Source organism: Pseudomonas fragariae (ex Marin et al. 2024) (assembly GCF_059621105.1).
In genome coordinates this window covers 4,325,798-4,346,006 of record NZ_CM184369.1, presented here as the reverse complement: position 1 = coordinate 4,346,006, position 20,209 = coordinate 4,325,798, and the positions used below count along the sequence as shown (strand labels likewise).

Annotated in this window: 15 protein-coding genes and 1 pseudogene; 14 read left to right on the top strand and 2 right to left on the bottom strand. The window is 57.5% G+C overall.

The features are described 5' to 3' along the window. Window positions 1-83: 83 nt before the first annotated feature. The 13 genes from gyrA to AC54XV_RS18705 all read left to right on the top strand — a co-directional run bounded on the left by gyrA (window position 84) and on the right by AC54XV_RS18705 (window position 16,952). Window positions 84-2,861 (top strand): DNA gyrase subunit A, encoded by a 2,778-nt coding sequence (gene gyrA, locus AC54XV_RS18765; protein ID WP_003314654.1) that lies wholly within the window; start codon window positions 84-86, stop codon window positions 2,859-2,861. A gap of 204 nt (window positions 2,862-3,065) precedes the next feature. Beyond that, a complete protein-coding gene (serC, locus tag AC54XV_RS18760) occupies window positions 3,066-4,151 on the top strand; it encodes a 3-phosphoserine/phosphohydroxythreonine transaminase (protein WP_003393775.1) in 1,086 nt (361 codons plus the stop codon). Further along, complete coding sequence (pheA, locus tag AC54XV_RS18755; RefSeq protein ID WP_003404232.1) at window positions 4,151-5,245, top strand: prephenate dehydratase; 1,095 nt, start codon at window positions 4,151-4,153, stop codon at window positions 5,243-5,245. Before serC ends, pheA begins: the two co-directional genes overlap by 1 nt. Window positions 5,246-5,302: 57 nt before the next feature. Continuing rightward, the gene (locus tag AC54XV_RS18750) at window positions 5,303-6,907 is read left to right on the top strand and encodes a prephenate dehydrogenase/arogenate dehydrogenase family protein (RefSeq protein ID WP_060409491.1); all 1,605 of its coding nucleotides are present in this window, start codon (window positions 5,303-5,305) and stop codon (window positions 6,905-6,907) included. Further along, window positions 6,904-7,593 carry a (d)CMP kinase gene (gene cmk / locus AC54XV_RS18745; protein WP_002554563.1) on the top strand — a complete coding sequence of 230 codons (690 nt, stop codon included), beginning with the start codon at window positions 6,904-6,906 and terminating at the stop codon, window positions 7,591-7,593. The genes AC54XV_RS18750 and cmk overlap by 4 nt, the downstream gene beginning before the upstream one ends. A 121-nt stretch (window positions 7,594-7,714) precedes the next feature. After that, on the top strand, window positions 7,715-9,406 hold the full coding sequence (rpsA, locus tag AC54XV_RS18740) for a 30S ribosomal protein S1 (protein ID WP_002554562.1): 1,692 nt from the start codon (window positions 7,715-7,717) through the stop codon (window positions 9,404-9,406). A 320-nt stretch (window positions 9,407-9,726) separates the two neighbouring features. Then, window positions 9,727-10,023: an integration host factor subunit beta gene (ihfB, locus tag AC54XV_RS18735; RefSeq protein WP_002554561.1), complete on the top strand. Its 297-nt coding sequence runs from the start codon at window positions 9,727-9,729 to the stop codon at window positions 10,021-10,023. A gap of 24 nt (window positions 10,024-10,047) precedes the next feature. Then, entirely contained in the window at window positions 10,048-10,290 is a 243-nt protein-coding gene (locus AC54XV_RS18730) for a lipopolysaccharide assembly protein LapA domain-containing protein (RefSeq protein WP_024638886.1), read from the top strand. A gap of 415 nt (window positions 10,291-10,705) precedes the next feature. Continuing rightward, window positions 10,706-12,148, top strand: a complete 1,443-nt coding sequence (locus tag AC54XV_RS18725; protein ID WP_104652882.1) for an MBL fold metallo-hydrolase RNA specificity domain-containing protein — start codon at window positions 10,706-10,708, stop codon at window positions 12,146-12,148. 199 nt (window positions 12,149-12,347) lie between these two features. After that, entirely contained in the window at window positions 12,348-13,328 is a 981-nt protein-coding gene (locus tag AC54XV_RS18720) for a UDP-glucose 4-epimerase family protein (protein ID WP_003404227.1), read from the top strand. Further along, window positions 13,321-14,331 (top strand): MraY family glycosyltransferase, encoded by a 1,011-nt coding sequence (locus AC54XV_RS18715; protein ID WP_024640830.1) that lies wholly within the window; start codon window positions 13,321-13,323, stop codon window positions 14,329-14,331. Before AC54XV_RS18720 ends, AC54XV_RS18715 begins: the two co-directional genes overlap by 8 nt. Before the next feature lie 104 nt (window positions 14,332-14,435). Then, window positions 14,436-16,430 (top strand): polysaccharide biosynthesis protein, encoded by a 1,995-nt coding sequence (locus tag AC54XV_RS18710; protein ID WP_003404223.1) that lies wholly within the window; start codon window positions 14,436-14,438, stop codon window positions 16,428-16,430. 159 nt (window positions 16,431-16,589) lie between these two features. Beyond that, window positions 16,590-16,952: a ComEA family DNA-binding protein gene (locus tag AC54XV_RS18705; protein WP_024640829.1), complete on the top strand. Its 363-nt coding sequence runs from the start codon at window positions 16,590-16,592 to the stop codon at window positions 16,950-16,952. Window positions 16,953-17,054: 102 nt separating this feature from the next. Here AC54XV_RS18705 and AC54XV_RS18700 read toward each other — a convergent pair whose 3' ends face one another. Both AC54XV_RS18700 and AC54XV_RS18695 read right to left on the bottom strand, forming a co-directional pair. After that, on the bottom strand, window positions 17,055-17,624 hold the full coding sequence (locus AC54XV_RS18700; protein ID WP_003404219.1) for a TetR/AcrR family transcriptional regulator: 570 nt from the start codon (window positions 17,622-17,624) through the stop codon (window positions 17,055-17,057). Window positions 17,625-17,743: 119 nt separating this feature from the next. Then, a pseudogene (locus tag AC54XV_RS18695) lies at window positions 17,744-18,536 on the bottom strand (prolipoprotein diacylglyceryl transferase family protein). A 361-nt stretch (window positions 18,537-18,897) separates the two neighbouring features. Between AC54XV_RS18695 and AC54XV_RS18690 the strand changes: the two are divergent. Beyond that, window positions 18,898-20,175, top strand: a complete 1,278-nt coding sequence (locus AC54XV_RS18690) for an aromatic amino acid transport family protein (RefSeq protein WP_496717125.1) — start codon at window positions 18,898-18,900, stop codon at window positions 20,173-20,175. Window positions 20,176-20,209 lie beyond the last annotated feature (34 nt).

Genomic DNA, 20,209 nt, shown 5'->3' with positions numbered 1-20,209 from the left:
CCCCGCACATGCTGGCAGCGGCGAGCTTCGTATACCCCGAATGGGTTTGCGAGGTTTCACCAGAAAAAGGAATCAGGCTTCTCATGGGCGAACTGGCCAAAGAAATCCTCCCGGTCAATATCGAAGACGAGCTGAAGCAGTCCTACCTCGACTACGCGATGAGCGTAATCGTCGGTCGCGCACTGCCCGATGCACGCGACGGCTTGAAGCCCGTGCACCGGCGCGTGTTGTTCGCAATGAGCGAGCTGGGTAACGACTGGAACAAGCCGTACAAGAAATCCGCCCGTGTGGTTGGTGACGTGATCGGTAAGTATCACCCGCACGGCGACACCGCCGTGTACGACACCATCGTTCGTATGGCTCAGCCATTCTCGCTGCGCTACCTGCTGGTAGACGGTCAGGGCAACTTCGGTTCGGTCGACGGCGACAACGCCGCCGCCATGCGATACACCGAAGTGCGCATGACCAAGCTGGCGCACGAGCTGCTGGCCGACCTGCACAAGGAAACCGTGGACTGGGTGCCGAACTACGACGGCACCGAGATGATCCCGGCGGTCATGCCGACCCGTATTCCCAATCTGCTGGTCAACGGTTCCAGCGGTATCGCCGTGGGCATGGCGACCAACATTCCGCCGCACAACCTCGGTGAAGTCATCGACGGTTGCCTGGCGCTGATCGACAACCCCGAGTTGACGGTCGACGAGTTGATGCAATACATCCCCGGCCCGGATTTCCCGACTGCGGCAATCATCAACGGTCGCGCCGGCATCATCGAAGCCTATCGCACGGGCCGCGGACGCATTTACATGCGTGCCCGCTCCATCGTCGAAGACATCGACAAGGTTGGCGGTCGCCAGCAGATCGTCATCACCGAGTTGCCTTACCAACTGAACAAGGCACGTCTGATCGAGAAGATCGCCGAGCTGGTCAAGGAAAAGAAACTCGAAGGCATCACCGAGCTGCGCGACGAGTCCGACAAGGACGGTATGCGCGTGGTCATCGAGCTGCGTCGTGGCGAAGTGCCTGAGGTTATCCTCAACAACCTTTATGCCCAGACCCAGCTGCAAAGCGTTTTCGGTATCAACATCGTTGCCCTGATCGACGGTCGTCCGCGCATCCTGAACCTCAAGGACCTGCTGGAAGCCTTCGTTCGTCATCGCCGCGAAGTGGTGACCCGCCGTACCGTGTTCGAACTGCGCAAGGCGCGCGAGCGTGGCCATATCCTTGAGGGTCAGGCTGTTGCGCTGTCCAACATCGACCCGGTCATCGCCCTCATCAAGGCCTCTCCGACACCTGCCGAAGCCAAGGAAGCGCTGATCAAGACGCCTTGGGAGTCGAGCGCAGTGGTCGAGATGGTCGAGCGTGCCGGTGCCGATTCGTGCCGCCCCGAGAACCTCGATCCGCAATACGGTCTGCGTGAAGGCAAATATTTCCTGTCGCCGGAACAGGCTCAGGCCATTCTGGAATTGCGTCTGCACCGCCTGACCGGTCTGGAGCACGAGAAGCTGCTGGGCGAGTACCAGGAAATCCTCAACCAGATCGGCGAGCTGATCCGCATCCTCAACAGCGCAACGCGCCTGATGGAAGTGATCCGCGAAGAACTGGAACTGATCCGCTCCGAATACGGCGATGCCCGTCGCACCGAAATTCTCGATGCGCGCCTGGACCTGACGCTGGGTGACCTGATCACCGAAGAAGAGCGTGTGGTCACCATTTCCCACGGCGGTTATGCCAAGACTCAGCCTTTGGCGGTCTATCAGGCTCAGCGCCGCGGCGGCAAGGGCAAGTCGGCCACCGGCATCAAGGATGAGGACTACATCGCTCACCTGCTGGTCGCCAACAGCCACACCACGCTGCTGATGTTCTCCAGCAAGGGCAAGGTCTACTGGCTCAAGACCTACGAGATTCCGGAAGCGTCCCGCGCTGCTCGTGGTCGTCCGCTGGTCAACCTGTTGCCGTTGAGCGATGGCGAATACATCACCACCATGCTGCCGGTCGACCTCGAAGCCATGCGCAAGCGTGCCGATGAAGAAGGCGAGGCCCTGGAAGGCGAGCTGGACGACGCGGAAAACAGCAGCGAGACCGAAGAAGAGCGCAAGGCCCGTATCAAGGCTGCCGACAAGAAGAAGGCTCCGTTCATCTTCATGTCCACCGCCAACGGTACCGTCAAGAAGACCCCGCTGGTTGCATTCAGCCGTCAGCGCAGCTCGGGCCTCATCGCCCTTGAACTGGACGAGGGCGACATCCTGATCTCTGCAGCCATTACCGATGGCGAGCAGGAAATCATGCTGTTCTCCGACGGTGGCAAGGTGACCCGCTTCAAGGAATCCGACGTACGCGCCATGGGCCGTACCGCTCGCGGTGTTCGTGGTATGCGTCTGCCAGAAGGGCAAAAGCTGATTTCGATGCTGATCCCGGAAGAAGGCAGCCAGATTCTGACCGCTTCCGAGCGCGGCTACGGCAAGCGTACGGCGATTTCCGAGTTCCCTGAGTACAAGCGCGGCGGTCAGGGCGTCATCGCCATGGTCAGCAACGAGCGTAATGGCCGTCTGGTCGGCGCGGTTCAGGTGCTCGATGGCGAAGAAATCATGCTGATTTCCGACCAGGGCACGCTGGTTCGTACCCGCGTCGGTGAAGTCTCCAGTCTGGGTCGTAACACCCAGGGCGTTACCCTGATCAAGCTGGCCAGCGACGAGAAGCTGGTTGGTCTGGAGCGTGTTCAGGAGCCGTCGGAAGTCGAAGGCGAAGAGCTTGAAGGTGAGCTTGTCGACGGCGTGATCGTCGATGCCGCTGAAGTGGACGATGCTGGTGAAGACCTGCAGGCGGATGCTGCGTCAGACGAAGACGAACCACAGAACTAAGCGCTAACGTAAATCAGGTAAGGGCTGGCTCGTCTGTGCATGCATCTGCATTCCAGGCAAGTCCAGCCCTTGCGGCATTCGGCCAGCCCGGCGGCCGGATCAAGATTCTCGCAAGGAGCTGCCAGTCGCTGCGGCGTCTGTCTGCTCGTGGCAAGTAATCAGAAACAAGCGCGTACAGACCCAACGTATTTGACGAGAGTGGATATGAGCAAGCGAGCCTTTAACTTCTGCGCAGGTCCTGCTGCGCTTCCTGAAGCTGTTCTGCTGCGTGCCCAGGCGGAACTCCTCGACTGGCATGGCAAAGGCCTTTCCGTCATGGAAATGAGCCACCGCAGTGATGAGTTCGTCTCCATTGCCACCAAGGCCGAGCAGGATCTGCGTGACCTGCTGTCCATTCCTTCGAATTACAAAGTGTTGTTCCTGCAAGGCGGTGCCAGCCAGCAGTTCGCCCAGATTGCGCTGAACCTGCTGCCTGAAAATGGCAAGGCCGATTACATCGACACCGGCATCTGGTCGCAGAAGGCTATCGACGAGGCGTCGCGCTACGGCGCAATCAACGTCGCGGCCAGCGCCAAGGCCTACGATTACTTTGCGATTCCCGGCCAGAACGAGTGGAAGCTGTCCAAGGACGCGGCTTACGTCCACTACGCGCCAAACGAAACCATTGGCGGTCTGGAATTCAACTGGATTCCGGAAACCGGCGACGTGCCCCTTGTGGCCGACATGTCTTCGGACATCCTCTCGCGTCCGCTCGATATCTCGCGTTTCGGCATGATCTACGCCGGCGCCCAGAAGAACATCGGCCCCAGCGGCATCGTGGTGGTGATCATTCGCGAAGACCTGCTGGGCCGCGCTCGCTCGCTGTGCCCGACCATGCTCGACTACAAGGTCGCGGCCGACAATGGCTCGATGTACAACACGCCGCCGACCCTGGCCTGGTACCTGTCCGGGCTGGTCTTCGAATGGCTGAAAGAGCAGGGCGGTGTCGAAGCGATCGGCAAGCGCAACGAAATCAAGCAGCGCACGCTGTATGACTTCATCGACGCCAGCGAGCTGTACAGCAACCCGATCAACAAGCCTGATCGTTCGTGGATGAACGTCCCGTTCCGTCTGGCTGACGATCGTCTCGACAAGCCGTTCCTGGCCGGTGCCGATGCAAACGGCCTGCTTAACCTCAAGGGCCATCGCTCGGTGGGCGGCATGCGTGCATCCATCTACAACGCGATCGATATCAACGCCATCAACGCGCTGGTGGCCTACATGAAAGACTTCGAGAAGGAGCACGGCTGATGTCCGAGCAAGAACTCAAGGCGCTTCGCGTCCGTATCGACAGCCTCGATGAGAAGGTTCTGGAACTGATCAGCGAGCGTGCCCGCTGTGCCCAGGAAGTGGCCAGGGTCAAGATGTCCTCGCTGGCTGAAGGCGAGGTGCCTGTATTCTATCGTCCGGAGCGCGAAGCTGCGGTGCTCAGGCGGGTCATGGAACGCAATCGCGGACCGTTGAGCAACGAAGAAATGGCGCGTCTGTTCCGCGAAATCATGTCTTCCTGCCTGGCGCTGGAACAGCCGCTCAAGGTTGCCTATCTTGGCCCTGAGGGGACGTTCACCCAGGCCGCTGCAATGAAGCATTTCGGCCACGCCGTCATCAGTCTGCCGATGGCCGCAATTGACGAAGTGTTTCGCGAAGTGGTCGCCGGTGCCGTGAATTTCGGCGTGGTTCCGGTGGAAAACTCCACCGAAGGCGCGGTCAATCACACCCTCGACAGCTTTCTTGAACACGACATGGTGATCTGCGGCGAAGTTGAATTGCGCATTCACCACCATCTGCTGGTGGGCGAAAGCACCAAGACCGAAAGCATCACGCGCATCTATTCCCATGCTCAGTCACTGGCCCAGTGCCGTAAATGGCTGGATGCCCATTACCCGAATGTCGAGCGCGTCGCCGTTGCCAGCAACGCCGAGGCTGCCAAACGGGTCAAGGGCGAGTGGAACTCGGCGGCCATCGCCGGCGATATGGCGGCAGGTCTGTATGGCCTGACCCGGCTGGCGGAAAAGATCGAAGATCGTCCGGACAATTCCACGCGCTTTCTCATTATCGGCAATCAGGAAGTCCCGCCGACCGGGGATGACAAGACCTCGATCATTGTGTCGATGAGCAACAAGCCCGGCGCGCTGCACGAGTTGCTGGTGCCGTTCCACGAGAATGGCCTGGACCTGACACGGATCGAGACCCGTCCTTCGCGCAGTGGCAAGTGGACCTACGTGTTCTTCATCGACTTCGTCGGGCATCACAAGGATCCGCTGGTCAAGGCCGTGCTGGAGCAAATCAGCAGTGAGGCGGTGGCCTTGAAGGTGTTGGGTTCTTACCCGAAGGCGGTTCTCTGAGGGCGCGCTCCATGATGCATTTGTTTTTTACCTTGCCGGGCTGTCAGGTATGTTCGCGTGGTTGATGTGATTGCAGAACATTCAGTACGGCCGCTGATCGGTCGACTGGTGGTCGTCGGGCTTGGGCTGATTGGCGGTTCCTTTGCCAAGGGCGTACGCGAAAGCGGGCTATGTCGCGAGGTGGTCGGTGTCGATCTTGATCCACAGTCGCGACGGCTTGCGGTCGAGCTGGGGGTCGTGGACCGTTGTGAGGCCGATCTTGCTGTAGCCTGCCGTGGCGCTGACGTGATTCAGCTGGCAGTGCCGATACTGGCCATGGAAAAGCTGCTTGCGCTGCTGGCGCCTATCGATCTGGGGCAGGCAATCCTGACCGATGTCGGCAGCGCCAAAGGCAATGTGGTGAGGGCTGCACGTCAGGCGTTCGGGCACATGCCGTCGCGCTTCGTGCCCGGCCATCCGATTGCCGGTTCCGAGCAGAGCGGCGTCGAGGCGTCCAATGCGGCGCTGTTTCGTCGCCATAAGGTCATTCTCACGCCGCTGGCTGAAACCGATCCTCATGCGGTGGCGATTGTCGACCAGTTGTGGTCTGCCCTGGGGGCTGACGTAGAGCACATGCAGGTCGAGCGCCACGATGAGGTGCTGGCTGCCACCAGCCATCTGCCGCACCTGTTGGCATTCGGTCTGGTCGATTCGCTGGCCAAGCGCAACGAAAACCTGGACATATTCAGGTATGCCGCAGGCGGGTTTCGTGATTTCACGCGCATCGCAGGCAGCGATCCGACCATGTGGCATGACATTTTCATGGCCAACCGTGATGCTGTACTGCGCACTCTGGACAGCTTTCGCACCGATCTCGACGCCTTGCGCGACGCAGTGGATGCCGGTGACGGCGCGCAGTTGATGGACGTATTTACCCGCGCGCGCGCAGCGAGGGAGCACTTTGGCAGAATCCTGGCCAGCCGTGCCCGTGTCGATAGCGCAGCTGGCGAGCCTCGTGCAATTCACGGCGGGGCTGCGGAGGGTGTCAGTCATCGCATCAAAGGGCCGGTGGATGTGACGTCGGCGGTGCTGTTCATGGTCGCGACGTCGATCAGTGAAGGCTGCGATCTGCTGCTGGAAGACGTTTCCGTCAGTTCCTCGTGCGAGGGGGCGATCGATATCTTGCGCCTGATGGGCGGCGATATCGTGCTGCAGAACGTCCGCAAGCTGGCGGATGAAACGGTCGCTGATCTGCACGTTCGCTCGGCCCGGCTCAAAGGCGCTGACATCCCCGAAGCGCTGGTGCCTCTGGCGCTGAATGCATTTCCGGTGCTTCTTGTTGCCGCAGCCTGCGCAGAAGGGCGTACCATTCTGCGCGGCGCGCAGGCCCTGCAAGCCGATGAGGCAGAGTGCGTCAGGCTGATGGCTGACGGTTTGCTGGCTGTCGGCATCGAGGTCGAATCCGTGCTGGATGGCATCATTATCGAAGGCGGTGTGCCGGGTGGCGGCGAGGTTGATGCTCGCGGTGATCAGCGTATCGTCATGGCGTTTCGCGTTGCATCGTTGAGGGCTTCGGCGCCCATCCGTATTCAGGCGTGCGCGGATGCCGCCGCATTGTTTCCCCATTTTCTGGCGCTGTGCGCTCAAGTTGGCATGCGTGTAGCGCAAGAGGACAAAAAGTGAAAATCAAAGCTCCTGTTATTACCATCGACGGACCCAGCGGTTCCGGAAAGGGCACGGTCGCCGGGTTGCTGGCCAGAAAGCTCGGCTGGTGCCTGCTTGACTCCGGCGCGTTGTATCGCCTGCTGGCTTTCGCGGCGCGCAATCACGGTGTCGACCTGACCAATGAAGAAGCGCTCAAGCTCCTGGCCGCTCATCTGGATGTTCAGTTCGAGGCGACTGCGGCAGGGCAGGGGCAGCGCATCATTCTGGAAGGCGAGGACGTCACCCACGCCATTCGCAACGAACAGGTCGGCAGCGGCGCATCGCAGGTGGCCTCACTGCCGGCGGTGCGCGATGCGTTGCTGTTGCGCCAGCGCGCGTTTCAGGAAGAGCCGGGCCTGGTCGCGGACGGTCGAGACATGGGCACCGTGGTCTTCCCGGATGCACCGCTGAAGATATTCCTCACCGCCAGTGCCGAGGAGCGTGCGCGTCGACGTTACTTGCAGTTGAAGGCCAAGGGCGATGATGTTAGTCTGTCGAGTCTGCTAGATGAGATATGTGCACGCGACGAGCGTGACACCCAGCGAGCGGTAGCACCGTTGAAGCCGGCGCACGACGCCATACAGCTGGATTCCACTGAATTGTCCATCGAACAGGTGCTGGAACGCATTCTGAGTGAAATCGCGCTTCGCGGTATTGCCGGATGACGAAGAGGCGTGTGGGAGACCAGTCATAGTCCCGTAGGCTTTCTTTTACTTGAACGAAACCCACGTTGTCTGGAGCGTGGCAGATGGGCGTATCCTTCGCCCTTGATCAACAGGAATTAAAATGAGCGAAAGCTTTGCAGAACTTTTTGAAGAAAGCCTAAAGACCCTCAACCTTCAGGCCGGTTCGATCATCACCGCGATCATCGTTGATATCGACTACCAGGCAGGTTGGGTTACGGTTCACGCCGGTCTGAAATCTGAAGGCCTCATCCCGCTGGAACAGTTCCACAACGACGCTGGCGAGCTGACCATCAAGATCGGTGATGAAGTTCACGTTGCGCTGGACGCGGTCGAAGATGGCTTTGGCGAAACCAAGCTGTCCCGCGAAAAAGCCAAGCGTGCCGAGTGCTGGATCGTTCTGGAAGCGGCTTTCGCAGCTGAAGAAGTGGTCAAGGGCGTTATCAACGGTAAGGTTAAAGGCGGCTTCACTGTCGACGTTAACGGCATCCGTGCGTTCCTGCCTGGTTCTCTGGTTGACGTCCGCCCTGTGCGTGACACGACTCACCTGGAAGGCAAAGAGCTCGAGTTCAAGGTCATCAAGCTGGACCAGAAGCGCAACAACGTTGTCGTTTCCCGTCGCAGTGTCCTGGAAGCCGAGAACAGTGCCGAGCGCGAAGCTCTGCTCGAGTCCCTGCAGGAAGGTCAGCAAGTCAAGGGTATCGTCAAGAACCTCACCGATTACGGCGCATTCGTCGATCTGGGTGGCGTCGATGGCCTGCTGCACATTACCGACATGGCCTGGAAGCGTATCAAGCATCCATCGGAAATCGTCAACGTTGGCGACGAGATCGATGTCAAGGTCCTGAAGTACGATCGTGAGCGCAATCGTGTTTCCCTGGGTCTGAAGCAACTGGGTGAAGACCCATGGGTTGCTATCAAGGCTCGCTACCCGGAAAGCACCCGCGTTACCGCGCGTGTGACCAACCTGACCGACTACGGCTGCTTCGCAGAGCTGGAAGAAGGCGTGGAAGGCCTGGTACACGTTTCCGAAATGGACTGGACCAACAAGAACATCCACCCTTCGAAAGTCGTTCAGGTTGGCGACGAAGTGGAAGTCATGGTTCTGGACATCGACGAAGAGCGTCGTCGTATCTCCCTCGGCATCAAACAGTGCAAATCCAACCCATGGGAAGATTTCTCTGGCCAGTTCAACAAGGGCGATAAAATCTCCGGCACCATCAAGTCGATCACCGATTTCGGTATCTTCATTGGTCTGGACGGCGGCATCGACGGTCTGGTTCACCTGTCCGACATCTCCTGGAACGAAGTGGGCGAAGAAGCCGTACGTCGCTTCAAGAAGGGCGACGAGCTCGACACTGTGATCCTGTCGGTTGATCCTGAGCGTGAGCGTATCTCGCTGGGTATCAAGCAGCTGGAAAGCGATCCGTTCTCCGAGTACGTCACTGTCAATGACAAGGGCGCCATCGTTCGCGGTATCGTTAAAGAAGTTGACGCCAAAGGCGCCATCATCACTCTGGCCGACGACATCGAAGCGACCCTCAAGGCTTCCGAAATCAGCCGTGACCGCGTTGAAGACGCGCGTAACGTTCTGAAGGAAGGCGAAGAGATCGAAGCCAAGATCATCAGCGTTGACCGCAAGAGCCGCGTAATCAGCTTGTCCATCAAGTCGAAAGACGTTGAAGACGAGAAAGAAGCGATCCAGAGCCTGCGTAGCAAGCCTGAAGTCGCTGAAAGCACTGGTCCTACCACTATTGGTGACCTGCTGCGCGCGCAAATGGAAAAACAGAACTAAGTTCTGCTTGACCAAAAAAAGGGCGACTTCGGTCGTCCTTTTTTGTTTATGCCGTTCAGGCCCTACGGATTCGGATGCTTCTGGCTTGCTCTCACGCACAGTCCGAGTCATTAAACGCCTCCAGTGGCCTCTCAGGCCGTCTTATTCGTCTATTGCTCCAGCTCCCTTCCGGTACCGCTCTCCTGTCATGTCGCTGTAATCTGTTCATGCCTGGTTAGACGGTGTTGAACATAAGTCAATAGATGGGCTGTTCAAATTCATCCGGTCATGCTAAAACCTTCCAAGCGCTGATCTAGCTGCTTGAAAAAGAAGGGAAAAATATGACGAAGTCGGAGTTGATCGAACGAATTGTCACCCATCAAGGGCTGCTCTCATCCAAGGATGTCGAGCTGGCCATCAAGACCATGCTTGAACAAATGTCCCAGTGCCTGGCAACCGGAGACCGAATCGAGATTCGGGGCTTTGGCAGCTTCTCGCTGCATTACCGCGCACCGCGGGTAGGGCGCAACCCGAAGACCGGTCAGTCGGTCAGTCTCGATGGCAAGTTTGTCCCGCATTTCAAGCCGGGCAAAGAGCTGCGGGACCGGGTCAACGAGGATGAAGAAGAGGGCTTTTAAAGCCATTCACCACAGGATCACCAGATGCGTATCTTCAAACGAGTCATTTTGATCGTCGCCGTGTTGCTCGTTGTTTTGGCAACCACCGTGTTTGTGCTTGAGAATCGGCAGTCTGTCGCCGTGACGTTTTTCGGTTGGTCGGCGCCTCAGCTTCCTCTGGCATTGCCTGTTGTCCTTGCCTTGCTCGTGGGCATGGTCATCGGCCCGGTACTGGCGTGGCTAGCCAGCCTTCGTAAAAAGCGCACACCTTCCCCTCGCTCTGTCTGAGCAGCGTTGATGATATTCGTCGTCGGAGATCGATCTGGCGACACGATAGCGCGCGTCTTTCACTCCCTTTTGTTCATGAAGCAACATGCGCTGCCGCTGAGTTGGCGCGCTTCGTTGTGTCTTCAAACGATTTTTTTTGAAAAAGTAGCCTTATAATTCTGTCGGTTTATTCTTCGCTTATATGAAGAGTAGTTACTTCGCCGTGTAGGAATATTCGCTTTTTTAATTCGCGTACCCATTTTAAAGGGGGTGCGGGTTATATTCATTTTCAGCGTCGATTACTGCTGCCCTGACCGCCTTGTGTCAAGGCTTGAAAATGAATCGTTCAAGTGCAGAATGCGCCGAAACTTAATGTTCAGACCTGCTACCGGATGTTCCGCATATTCAGAGCAGGCTGGCAAGAAAAGGTGACTGCATGTCCTACCCGCAAATCATTCATCACGGCGCTGTCGATACAGTAACGGGCTCGTGTCATCAACTGCACATGAATGCATCGAGCAGCCTGCTGATTGACTGTGGGTCGGTGCAGGAGCGCGGCAGACGGTCCGGGACGGCTTCATTCGGATTCGATCCCGAGGCTATCAGGGCGCTGTTGATCAGCCATGTACACAATGACCATGTCGGGCGTATTCCCGAGTTGCTGGCATCCGGTTACAAGGGGCCGATACTGTGCAGTGAGCCCAGTGCCCATCTGTTGCCACTGGTCATGGAAGATCTCCTGAAAATCGAATTTGCACACGACCCCGGGCAAGTCGCGCGCTACCTGGACGTCATCAACAAGAGAATCATCGCTTTGCCATTCAATGAATGGTTCAGTCTGGTCGACAACGAATCCCTGCATTGCCGGGTCCGCTTGCAGCGTGCCGGACACATACTGGGTTCGGCCTATATAGAGTGTGATCTTCAATACCCTGCACAAGGGCGTTCTGTGCGGGTGGTATTTTCCGGTGACCTGGGGGCAAGCCATACACCGTTTCTGCCTGCGCCGAAGCCGCCCGAGCGCGCGGATGTGCTGGTCCTGGAAAGCACCTATGGCAATCGTATTCACGAAGATCGCAGCATTCGTCAGCAAGGGCTGGAGCGCATCATAGACAAGGCGCTGGAGTATAACGGGACCGTCCTGATACCAGCGTTCAGCATCGGCCGAACCCAGGAATTGCTCTACGAGCTGGAAGACATACTGCGACGCAAGATGCCGTTGGATCATTGCGCCGGGAACAGTGAGCACCTGGATGACGGTGACGTACCGTGCGCAGACTGGTCGAGGTTGCCGATCATCCTTGATTCGCCTCTGGCGAGTCGTTTTACCAGGGTCTATCAGTCGTTCGAAGACTATTGGGATGAGGATGCCCGGCTGAGGCTCGGCGTCGGCAGAAAGCCGTTGGGTTTCGAACAACTGGTTACCGTCGATACTCATGAGGAGCACCTGCGCACGGTCAACTACCTGGCCAGCACGGCGCGTCCGGCCATCGTGATTGCCGGTAACGGTATGTGTGCCGGAGGCAGAATCGTCAATTACCTGAAAGCCATGCTCGGCGACACGCGACATAACGTGGTATTTGTCGGCTATCAGGGCAAGGGAACACCGGGCGAGGCCATTCAGTTGCACGGCCCGTCGGGTGGCTATGTAGAGCTGGATCGCGAGCGCTTTGATATAAAAGCGGGGGTCCATACCGCAAAAGGCTATTCTGCCCACGCCGATCAGGTCGAACTGGTCGAGTTCGTCACGGGGATGAAAGAGTGGCCGACGCAGATTCGCTTGGTGCATGGCGAGGCGGCGGCGAAAAAGGTGCTGGGTAATATTCTGAGTCGTAAGTACTCGCTCGAAAAACGCCCGTTGGAACTGCTCATCCCTTGAAAAGCACGATGAGCACCTTAGTTGTCGGCTGACGCGATAATCGAATGTTTGCAAGTGAGTGCCCGGGCCTGATTATTGTGAATTGTTCCTGTTGCACGTTGAGCGTCATCATGAAAGTTATAAAATGGATTAACGATATTTCAGTTGTCAAAAAGCGTTACTTGAGCAATATTTGGCCGATTTGGAAGGACGTGTTTGCATGAGCGGTGATGTTGCATTGGTTGCAATAACAGGTGCGACAGGTTTCGTGGGCAGTGCCGTGGTTCGTCGGCTGATCGAGCGCACAGGCTGTTCTGTGAGGGTTGCAGTCCGGGGCGCTTATGTCGTTTCCAGCCCGCGCATCGATGTTGTCAGTGCACAATCACTGGCACCGGATAATCAATGGGCAAGCTTTGTAACCGGCGCGGATGTGCTGATTCATTGTGCTGCGCGAGTTCATGTGCTCAATGAGACCGCCGACGCACCGGATCAGGAGTACTTTCGCGCCAATGTCACCGCAACCCTGAATCTGGCCGAGCAGGCCGCAGCGGCAGGCGTCAAGCGCTTCATCTTTATCAGTTCCATCAAGGCCAATGGCGAGTCTACGCTTGCGGGTGCGCCATTCACGGCCAGCGACCCGTGCACTCCGCTGGATGCCTACGGCGTGTCAAAACACAGGGCTGAGGAGGGCTTGCGCGAGTTGTCTGCCCGCACCGGTATGCAGGTGGTGATCATTCGACCGGTGCTGGTCTACGGTCCGGGGGTCAAGGCTAATTTCAGAAGCATGATGCGCTGGCTGGACAAAGGGCTGCCGTTGCCGCTCGGGTCCATCGATAATCGCAGAAGCCTGGTGGCGGTGGATAATCTGGCAGATCTGGTGACGGTCTGTGTCGATCATCCTGCTGCGGCTGACCAGACGTTTCTGGTCAGTGACGGGGACGATCTGTCCACGTCCAGGCTGCTGCGCGAAATGGGCAAGGCCTTGGGCAAACCTGCCCGGCTGCTGCCGGTGCCGGCCTCGCTGTTGAAAGCGGCTGCAGCACTGTTGGGCAAGAAAGCTTTTTCACAACGGCTGTGCAACTCGCTGCAGGTCGATATCAGTAAAACCTGTACGATGCTGGATTGGCATCCACCTGTGAGTATTGAACACGCCATGCAGGACACTGCTCGATATTATCTGGAACACGACAAGCATGATTGAGTGGCTGTCGGTAATCGCTATTGCCTTTCTGTCTCTGATTCTAACGGCGTTGCTGCGCAAGTATGCGCTTGCCAAAAGTCTGATCGACATTCCAAACGCCCGAAGTTCGCATTCCATGCCCACGCCCAGAGGCGGCGGCGTTGCCATCGTCATCACTTTCATCATGGCGATGGCTGTCCTGGGGTGGGCCGGTCATCTGCCGTCCTCTGCGCTTGTCGCAATCGTTGGCTCGGGAGGCTTGGTGGCTGTGATCGGTTTCATGGACGATCACGGGCATATCGCCGCACGATGGCGCCTGCTGGGGCACTTTGCTGCGGCTGCCTGGGCCTTGTTCTGGCTGGGCGGGCTCGCTCCGCTTGAGTTCATGGGCTGGACGTTCGACGCAGGGCCGCTCTGGCAGGTGCTCGCGGCGTTCTATCTGGTGTGGATGCTCAACCTATACAACTTCATGGACGGAATAGACGGTATCGCCGGTATCGAGGCGGTCACGGTATGTCTGGGCATGAGCATTATCTATGCGTTGAGCGGCCACGCCGGACTGTCCTGGGAGGTACTCATGCTGGGCGCTGCCGCGGCGGGATTCCTCTACTGGAACTTCCCTCCGGCGAAGATATTCATGGGCGATGCGGGCAGCGGTTTCCTCGGCATAGCGCTCGGTGTGCTATCCATTCAGGGTTCCTGGGCCTCACCTCAGTTATTCTGGTCCTGGTTGATTCTGCTGGGAGTGTTTATCGTCGACGCGACCGTAACCCTTGTGCGACGCCTGTTACGCAGAGAAAGGCTCTACGAGGCGCATCGCAGCCACGCGTATCAGTTTGCGTCGCGTCATTACGGCAGGCATGTGCCGGTTACGCTTGCAGTGGGGCTGATCAATCTTGTCTGGTTGCTGCCCATTGCACTATGGGTTGCGCTGGGCGATGGAGAAGGGCTTATATGGGCGGTAGTTGCCTACAGCCCGCTGATTCTACTGGCGTTGAAGTTCCACGCCGGCAAGGCAGAATAAGGTAACGAAGTGTTTTTCTGGTTGTCTCAGACACGTAGCTGTTTCACTGATACCGATTTCAGGTCATGTTGCAACCGGTAGCATAACGGAGCATAAAAAAATTGATGAGCAGGTTGCGGGCCAGGTTACTGGCTCTACCACGCCGCAAAAAACGAATAATTCAGGTTGCTGCCGACGTTATTCTGGTCTGGCTGGCTCTGTGGATGGCGTTTGTCGTACGACTGGGTATCGATGAGCTGATCAATCCTCTCGAGAAGCACACCTGGCTGTTCATCAGTGCGCCTGTTGCGGCTATCCCGCTGTTCATCCGGTTCGGCATGTACCGTGCAGTGATGCGCTATTTCGGCAATGATGCGCTGATTGCCATCATCAAGGCCGTCACGATGTCGTCGTTGATCCTTGGTTGTATGGTTTACGTTTACAGTAATCACCAGCAATTGGTCCCGCGCTCGGTGATCTTCAATTACTGGTGGCTGAGCATGGTCATGATTGGCGGTCTGCGACTGGCCATGCGGCAGTACTTTCTCGGCGACTGGTTCGCTGCAGCGCAGCACGTGCCCTTCGCCAAGAGCGACAACGGTTTGCAAAAGGTCGCCATTTACGGCGCTGGTGCTGCGGGAAACCAGTTGGTCGCTGCATTGCGCATGGGGCGTCTGATGCATCCGGTGGCGTTCATCGATGATGATGAGTCGATTTCCAACCGGGTCATTTCCGGCCTTCAGGTCTACAAACCGCGAAACATCCAGCGAATGATAGATTCCACAGGGGCTCAGGAAATCCTGTTGGCAATCCCGTCATCGTCGCGTGGGCGTCGTCGGGAAATCCTCGGTTTTCTGGAAGGCTTTCCGCTGCACGTACGAAGCGTTCCGGGTTTCATGGACCTGGCCGCTGGCAGGGTCAAGGTCGACGACCTTCAGGAAGTCGACATCGCAGACCTTCTGGGGCGCGATGCAGTCCCGGCCCGCGATAACCTGCTTGAGCACTGCATCAAGGGCAAAACGGTGCTGGTGACCGGCGCAGGCGGCTCGATCGGTTCTGAACTGTGCCGACAGATACTGCTGCTGAAACCTACCCAGTTACTGTTGCTGGACCATAGCGAGTTCAATCTCTACAGCATTCTCTCCGAGCTTGAACAGCGCTCGGCTCGCGAGTCACTCTCGGTTAAATTGCTGCCCATACTCGGTTCGGTGCGCAACCACCCCAAACTGCTGTCGATCATGAAAACCTGGAAAGTCGACACGGTCTATCACGCTGCGGCCTACAAGCATGTGCCGATGGTCGAGCACAATATTGCCGAAGGCGTCATCAACAATGTCGTGGGTACGCTCAATACCGCCCAGGCGGCGTTGCAGGCAGGGGTGTCCAACTTTGTCCTGATCTCCACAGACAAGGCGGTCCGCCCGACCAATGTGATGGGCAGCACCAAACGCCTCGCCGAATTGATATTGCAGGCACTGAGCCGCGAAACCGCGCCAGTGATCTTCGGCGACAAGGCCAATGTCTATCAGGTCAACAAGACTCGCTTTACCATGGTTCGCTTCGGCAACGTGCTGGGCTCGTCCGGTTCGGTGATTCCGCTGTTCCACAAGCAGATCCAGTCAGGCGGGCCGCTGACGGTGACGCATCCCAAGATCACCCGCTATTTCATGACCATCCCCGAAGCCGCTCAGTTGGTCATTCAGGCGGGCTCCATGGGGCATGGCGGCGACGTTTTCGTTCTCGATATGGGTGAGCCGGTCAAGATTGTCGAACTGGCCGAGAAGATGATCCACCTGTCCGGTCTGGCCATTCGCTCGGAGAAAAACCCACACGGTGATATCTCCATCGAGTTCACCGGGCTGCGTCCTGGCGAAAAACTCTATGAAGAGCTGTTGATCGGCGACAACGTGGTTGCCACCGAGCACCCGATGATCATGAGTGCAAACGAAGATTGCCTGCCGTGGGATGTATTGAAAGGCCGCCTGACAAAACTGCTGGATGCGGTCGACCGCGACGATTACACCAGCGTGCGTCAGTTGCTGCGCGAAACGGTAAACGGATATACGCCAGAGGGTGAAATCGTTGACTGGATGTATCAGGAACGCAGCGGCGAAACGTGATTTCATCCGTGCTGTCGGGGTGCCGGGCAGAGGCGGAAATACGTTGAACGATCCGGCAACAGGCAGCAACGCTCGACTGCTTTTCCAAGGGGGGACGCTGGTCTAAGTTTCAGGCACAGCATGTGGAATGCTGCCTTGAACTGCTATGGAGCTTTATCTATGCGAACCCCTATCTTCAGTGCCTTGATCTTTGCCTTGCTCACCAGTGCCTCGGTTGCGGTCAACGCCGCCCCTGCGTCTCAGCCCGCCATGTCAGAGCCCGCGGTATCCCATTCGCCGATGCTGGAAGGCACAGCGCCCGCTATGGCGCATGAGCAACGCAAGGACAGGGTCAATCTCAATACTGCCGATGCGCAGACACTGCAGAAAGAACTGGTGGGAATCGGCAAGAACAAGGCTGATGCCATTGTGGCTTACCGGGAAGCCAACGGCGATTTTACGTCGATTGATGAACTGATCGAGGTAAAGGGAATCGGCAAGGCCATTCTGGAGAGGAATCGCGAAAAGCTTGCAATCGACTGATCAGCGTTTCATCCGTTAAACACACAGGCCGATCAATGATCGGCCTGTGTGTTTATAAACTCTCGCCGGGAAGCTTCCCGGGAAAGTATCTGTTCCAGAGGGTCAGTTGGTGCTCTTTTTTATCTCCTTTTTGAGATATTCGCGGGTCGTGTCCAGAATGCGCTGTGACAGCTCCTCGTCAAAAGCGCTGCGTGCGAGTGCCAGACCACCCACCAGTGCGGACAGCACCGGCAGGCTTTTGGACTCCAGTCCATTCTCCGCCAGGGGCTTGTCGAACTTCTCCAGCAGGTGAAGGATGATTTTATCCGTCGTCATGCTGGGCTGATCTCGCTGGCCCAGTTCCAGGCACATAGTCGGTAATGGACACCCGCCGTCTTCCGCATCGCGGCTGGCTATCGATAGGTAGAGATCAATGAATTCACTAAGCGAGTCCTGTCTGGCGAACACGTCGCTGGTGATTCCTTTTACATTGTCGAGGGCGTGACTCAATGCCTGTTCAACAAGATCATCCTTGGATTTGAAATGCGCGTAGAACCCGCCATGGGTCAAGCCAAGTGCCTTCATCAAAGGTTGCAAGCCCGTAGCACCAATGCCGTCACGACGGAAGCGCATGGACGCTTCCTTGACAATGCGTTGGTGCGTTTGGGCCTTATGATCAAGCGCGTAACGCATGCGCTGAGTCTCCGAGAGGGCCAATGTGTAAGCGCATTTATACATGGATAGGTGAAACGATGCAGCAGGCTTTCGCTCGCAATGACAACTTCATCTCAATCAGGCAGGTGAATACCTGACTATTTATCCAGATAATGAGTGAGGCTGGCGCTGGACAATTCGCCCAGATGACTGCCGATCAGGCGCCCATCCGGCGAATAGAAGAGAGTGGTGGGCAGCGCCGCCGAACCCACCTGTCGGGCGAACTCGCCGTCCGGATCCAGAAAGCTGTTGCTGAGCACCAGTTGCTGTTTCGACAGGTAGTCGCTGACTTCCCCGGCGCTTTCGGCCTGATTGACGAACAAAAATGTAATGTCCTTGCGTTCCCGTTGCATATCGCGCAGCACTGGCATTTCGCGGCGACACGGAGGGCACCAGGTGGCCCACAGGTTGATGACCACTGGTTTGCCCCGGTAGTCGGAGACCCTGACCGGGCGCGCCAGTCAGCGTCCGAAGGGTTGTATCAGGCAGTGAATTGCCCTTTTGATAATGGTCCAGAATAAAACCGCCTGATACCCAGATCGCCAGTCCGATGCTGATTCCGAATGTCAGGGCGCGACGCTGTTCGGGGCGGCGCCAGCCGATGATCAGGCCGCCCAGCAGGGCGCAGATAACCCCGGCCCAGACCAGAAAGCCGCCGTCACGGATGTCCAGGGTCTTCCAGGGGGCTTCGCTGTACTGCGGGAAATAGGTCAGTACGAATGCGATACGTGCAGTAGCGATACCCAGAATGAAGAGTCCGAATACCGCGGTCTTTCTGGACAGGGTATGCCGGACAAGCCGTGCTTCTACCCAGGTGGCCGTTATCAAGGCGCCCAACAACAACAGGTGGGATATCGCGAGGGCGAACGGCCCGGCGTTGATGCTCAACATCGTTTTGGTCCTTGAATGTTTTTGCCGGGCGTACTGCACAGGGGCGGCATGGTATCGCTGCTGCCCCTCCAGGAAAATGCAGAACTGTTCCCGGATGTTAGGCCGCGTGGGCGGCTGGATTGAGCCCGTAAGCTGTTGAAACACTAATTCCTCGACAAGAGGTCGACCGTCCTCCAGCCCTTTGTATAAAGGGCGTGCGCTCGAATGCCAGCATGCGCTGCAGAAACTATTGTCCTACAAGCCTTTGACTTCTGCCGACAATCCCGGAGAATCTCGCCCGCTGTTTTCGAGGGGGCGCTGAACTGCCGGTTTTTTCGACGCGTTTCCCTTTTTGATAAACCGGCCACGGAGAGTCGACCGGATGAATGATCAGGCTAATGGCGTCGTAGAACGTCTGGATGTAGCTCCCGAGAGCATCGCGTCATGGAATCGTAATGACACCACCTGGATGCTCGGATTGTTCGGTACCGCCATCGGAGCGGGTACCCTGTTTTTGCCAATCAACGCGGGTATCGGTGGTTTCTGGCCATTGATGGCGCTGGCACTGCTGGCGTTTCCCATGACCTTCTACGCCCACCGTGGGTTGACGCGCTTCGTGCTCTCAGGACGTGAAGGTGCCGACATCACCGATGTGGTCGAAGAGCATTTCGGCAAGAGTGCCGGTGCGATGATCACCTTGCTGTATTTCTTCGCAATTTTCCCGATCCTGCTGATCTACAGCGTGGCCCTCACCAACACCGTCGGCAGTTTTCTTGAGCACCAGTTGCACATCACGCCACCGCCGCGCGCCGCACTGGCGTTTGTGCTGATCATGGGGCTGCTGGCCGTGGTGCGTTGTGGCGAGCGGTTCATCGTCAAGGCCATGAGCCTGATGGTTTATCCGTTCATCGTCGCACTGTTGTTTCTTGCAATATTCCTCATCCCGCACTGGACCGGCGGCATTCTGAGCACCGCTACCACGTTCCCTGAGCTATCGGCGTTCATACCCACGTTGTGGCTGGCCATTCCGGTGATGGTGTTCTCTTTCAACCACACACCGATCATCTCGGCCTTTGCCGTCGATCAGAAGCGTCAGTATGGCGAAAACGCCGAGGTGCGCAGTTCGCAGATTCTGGCCCGCGCCCACGGTCTGATGGTCGTGATGGTGCTGTTCTTCGTGTTCAGTTGCGTGTTGACCCTGTCGCCTGCCCAACTGGCCGAGGCCAAGGCGCAGAACATCTCGATCCTGTCTTACCTGGCCAACCACTTCAACAACCCGACCATCGCCTTTGTCGCGCCACTGATCGCGTTCGTGGCTATTTCCAAGTCGTTTCTTGGCCACTACATCGGTGCGAGCGAGGGTTTGAAAGGCCTGGTTCTGAAGGCGGGTCGTCGTCCTGCACCCAAGGTCCTGGACCGCATGACCGCGGCGTTCATGCTGGTGGTGTGCTGGCTGGTGGCAACGCTCAACCCGAGCATCCTGGGCATGATCGAAACCCTGGGCGGGCCGGTGATTTCGGCTTTGCTGTTCCTGATGCCGATGTACGCCATCCACAAAGTACCAGCCATGCGTAAATACGCTGGCGCGTGGTCCAACTACTTTGTGGTGGCCGCCGGTGTGGTGGCAATTTCAGCATTGATCTTTTCGCTGATCCGCTGAAGCCGGCAAGCGAAACCTCGCAGTCTGCGCCAAT

What these genes read in the sequence shown, in the direction of transcription:
- gyrA (WP_003314654.1), top strand. Translation starts at nt 84, where the DNA reads ATGGGCGAACTGGCCAAAGAAATCCTCCCGGTCAATATCGAAGACGAG.
- serC (WP_003393775.1), top strand. Translation starts at nt 3,066, where the DNA reads ATGAGCAAGCGAGCCTTTAACTTCTGCGCAGGTCCTGCTGCGCTTCCT.
- pheA (WP_003404232.1), top strand. Translation starts at nt 4,151, where the DNA reads ATGTCCGAGCAAGAACTCAAGGCGCTTCGCGTCCGTATCGACAGCCTC.
- rpsA (WP_002554562.1), top strand. Translation starts at nt 7,715, where the DNA reads ATGAGCGAAAGCTTTGCAGAACTTTTTGAAGAAAGCCTAAAGACCCTC.
- ihfB (WP_002554561.1), top strand. Translation starts at nt 9,727, where the DNA reads ATGACGAAGTCGGAGTTGATCGAACGAATTGTCACCCATCAAGGGCTG.
- AC54XV_RS18730 (WP_024638886.1), top strand. Translation starts at nt 10,048, where the DNA reads ATGCGTATCTTCAAACGAGTCATTTTGATCGTCGCCGTGTTGCTCGTT.
- AC54XV_RS18725 (WP_104652882.1), top strand. Translation starts at nt 10,706, where the DNA reads ATGTCCTACCCGCAAATCATTCATCACGGCGCTGTCGATACAGTAACG.
- AC54XV_RS18720 (WP_003404227.1), top strand. Translation starts at nt 12,348, where the DNA reads ATGAGCGGTGATGTTGCATTGGTTGCAATAACAGGTGCGACAGGTTTC.
- AC54XV_RS18715 (WP_024640830.1), top strand. Translation starts at nt 13,321, where the DNA reads ATGATTGAGTGGCTGTCGGTAATCGCTATTGCCTTTCTGTCTCTGATT.
- AC54XV_RS18710 (WP_003404223.1), top strand. Translation starts at nt 14,436, where the DNA reads ATGAGCAGGTTGCGGGCCAGGTTACTGGCTCTACCACGCCGCAAAAAA.
- AC54XV_RS18705 (WP_024640829.1), top strand. Translation starts at nt 16,590, where the DNA reads ATGCGAACCCCTATCTTCAGTGCCTTGATCTTTGCCTTGCTCACCAGT.
- AC54XV_RS18700 (WP_003404219.1), bottom strand. Translation starts at nt 17,624, where the DNA reads ATGCGTTACGCGCTTGATCATAAGGCCCAAACGCACCAACGCATTGTC.
- AC54XV_RS18690 (WP_496717125.1), top strand. Translation starts at nt 18,898, where the DNA reads ATGAATGATCAGGCTAATGGCGTCGTAGAACGTCTGGATGTAGCTCCC.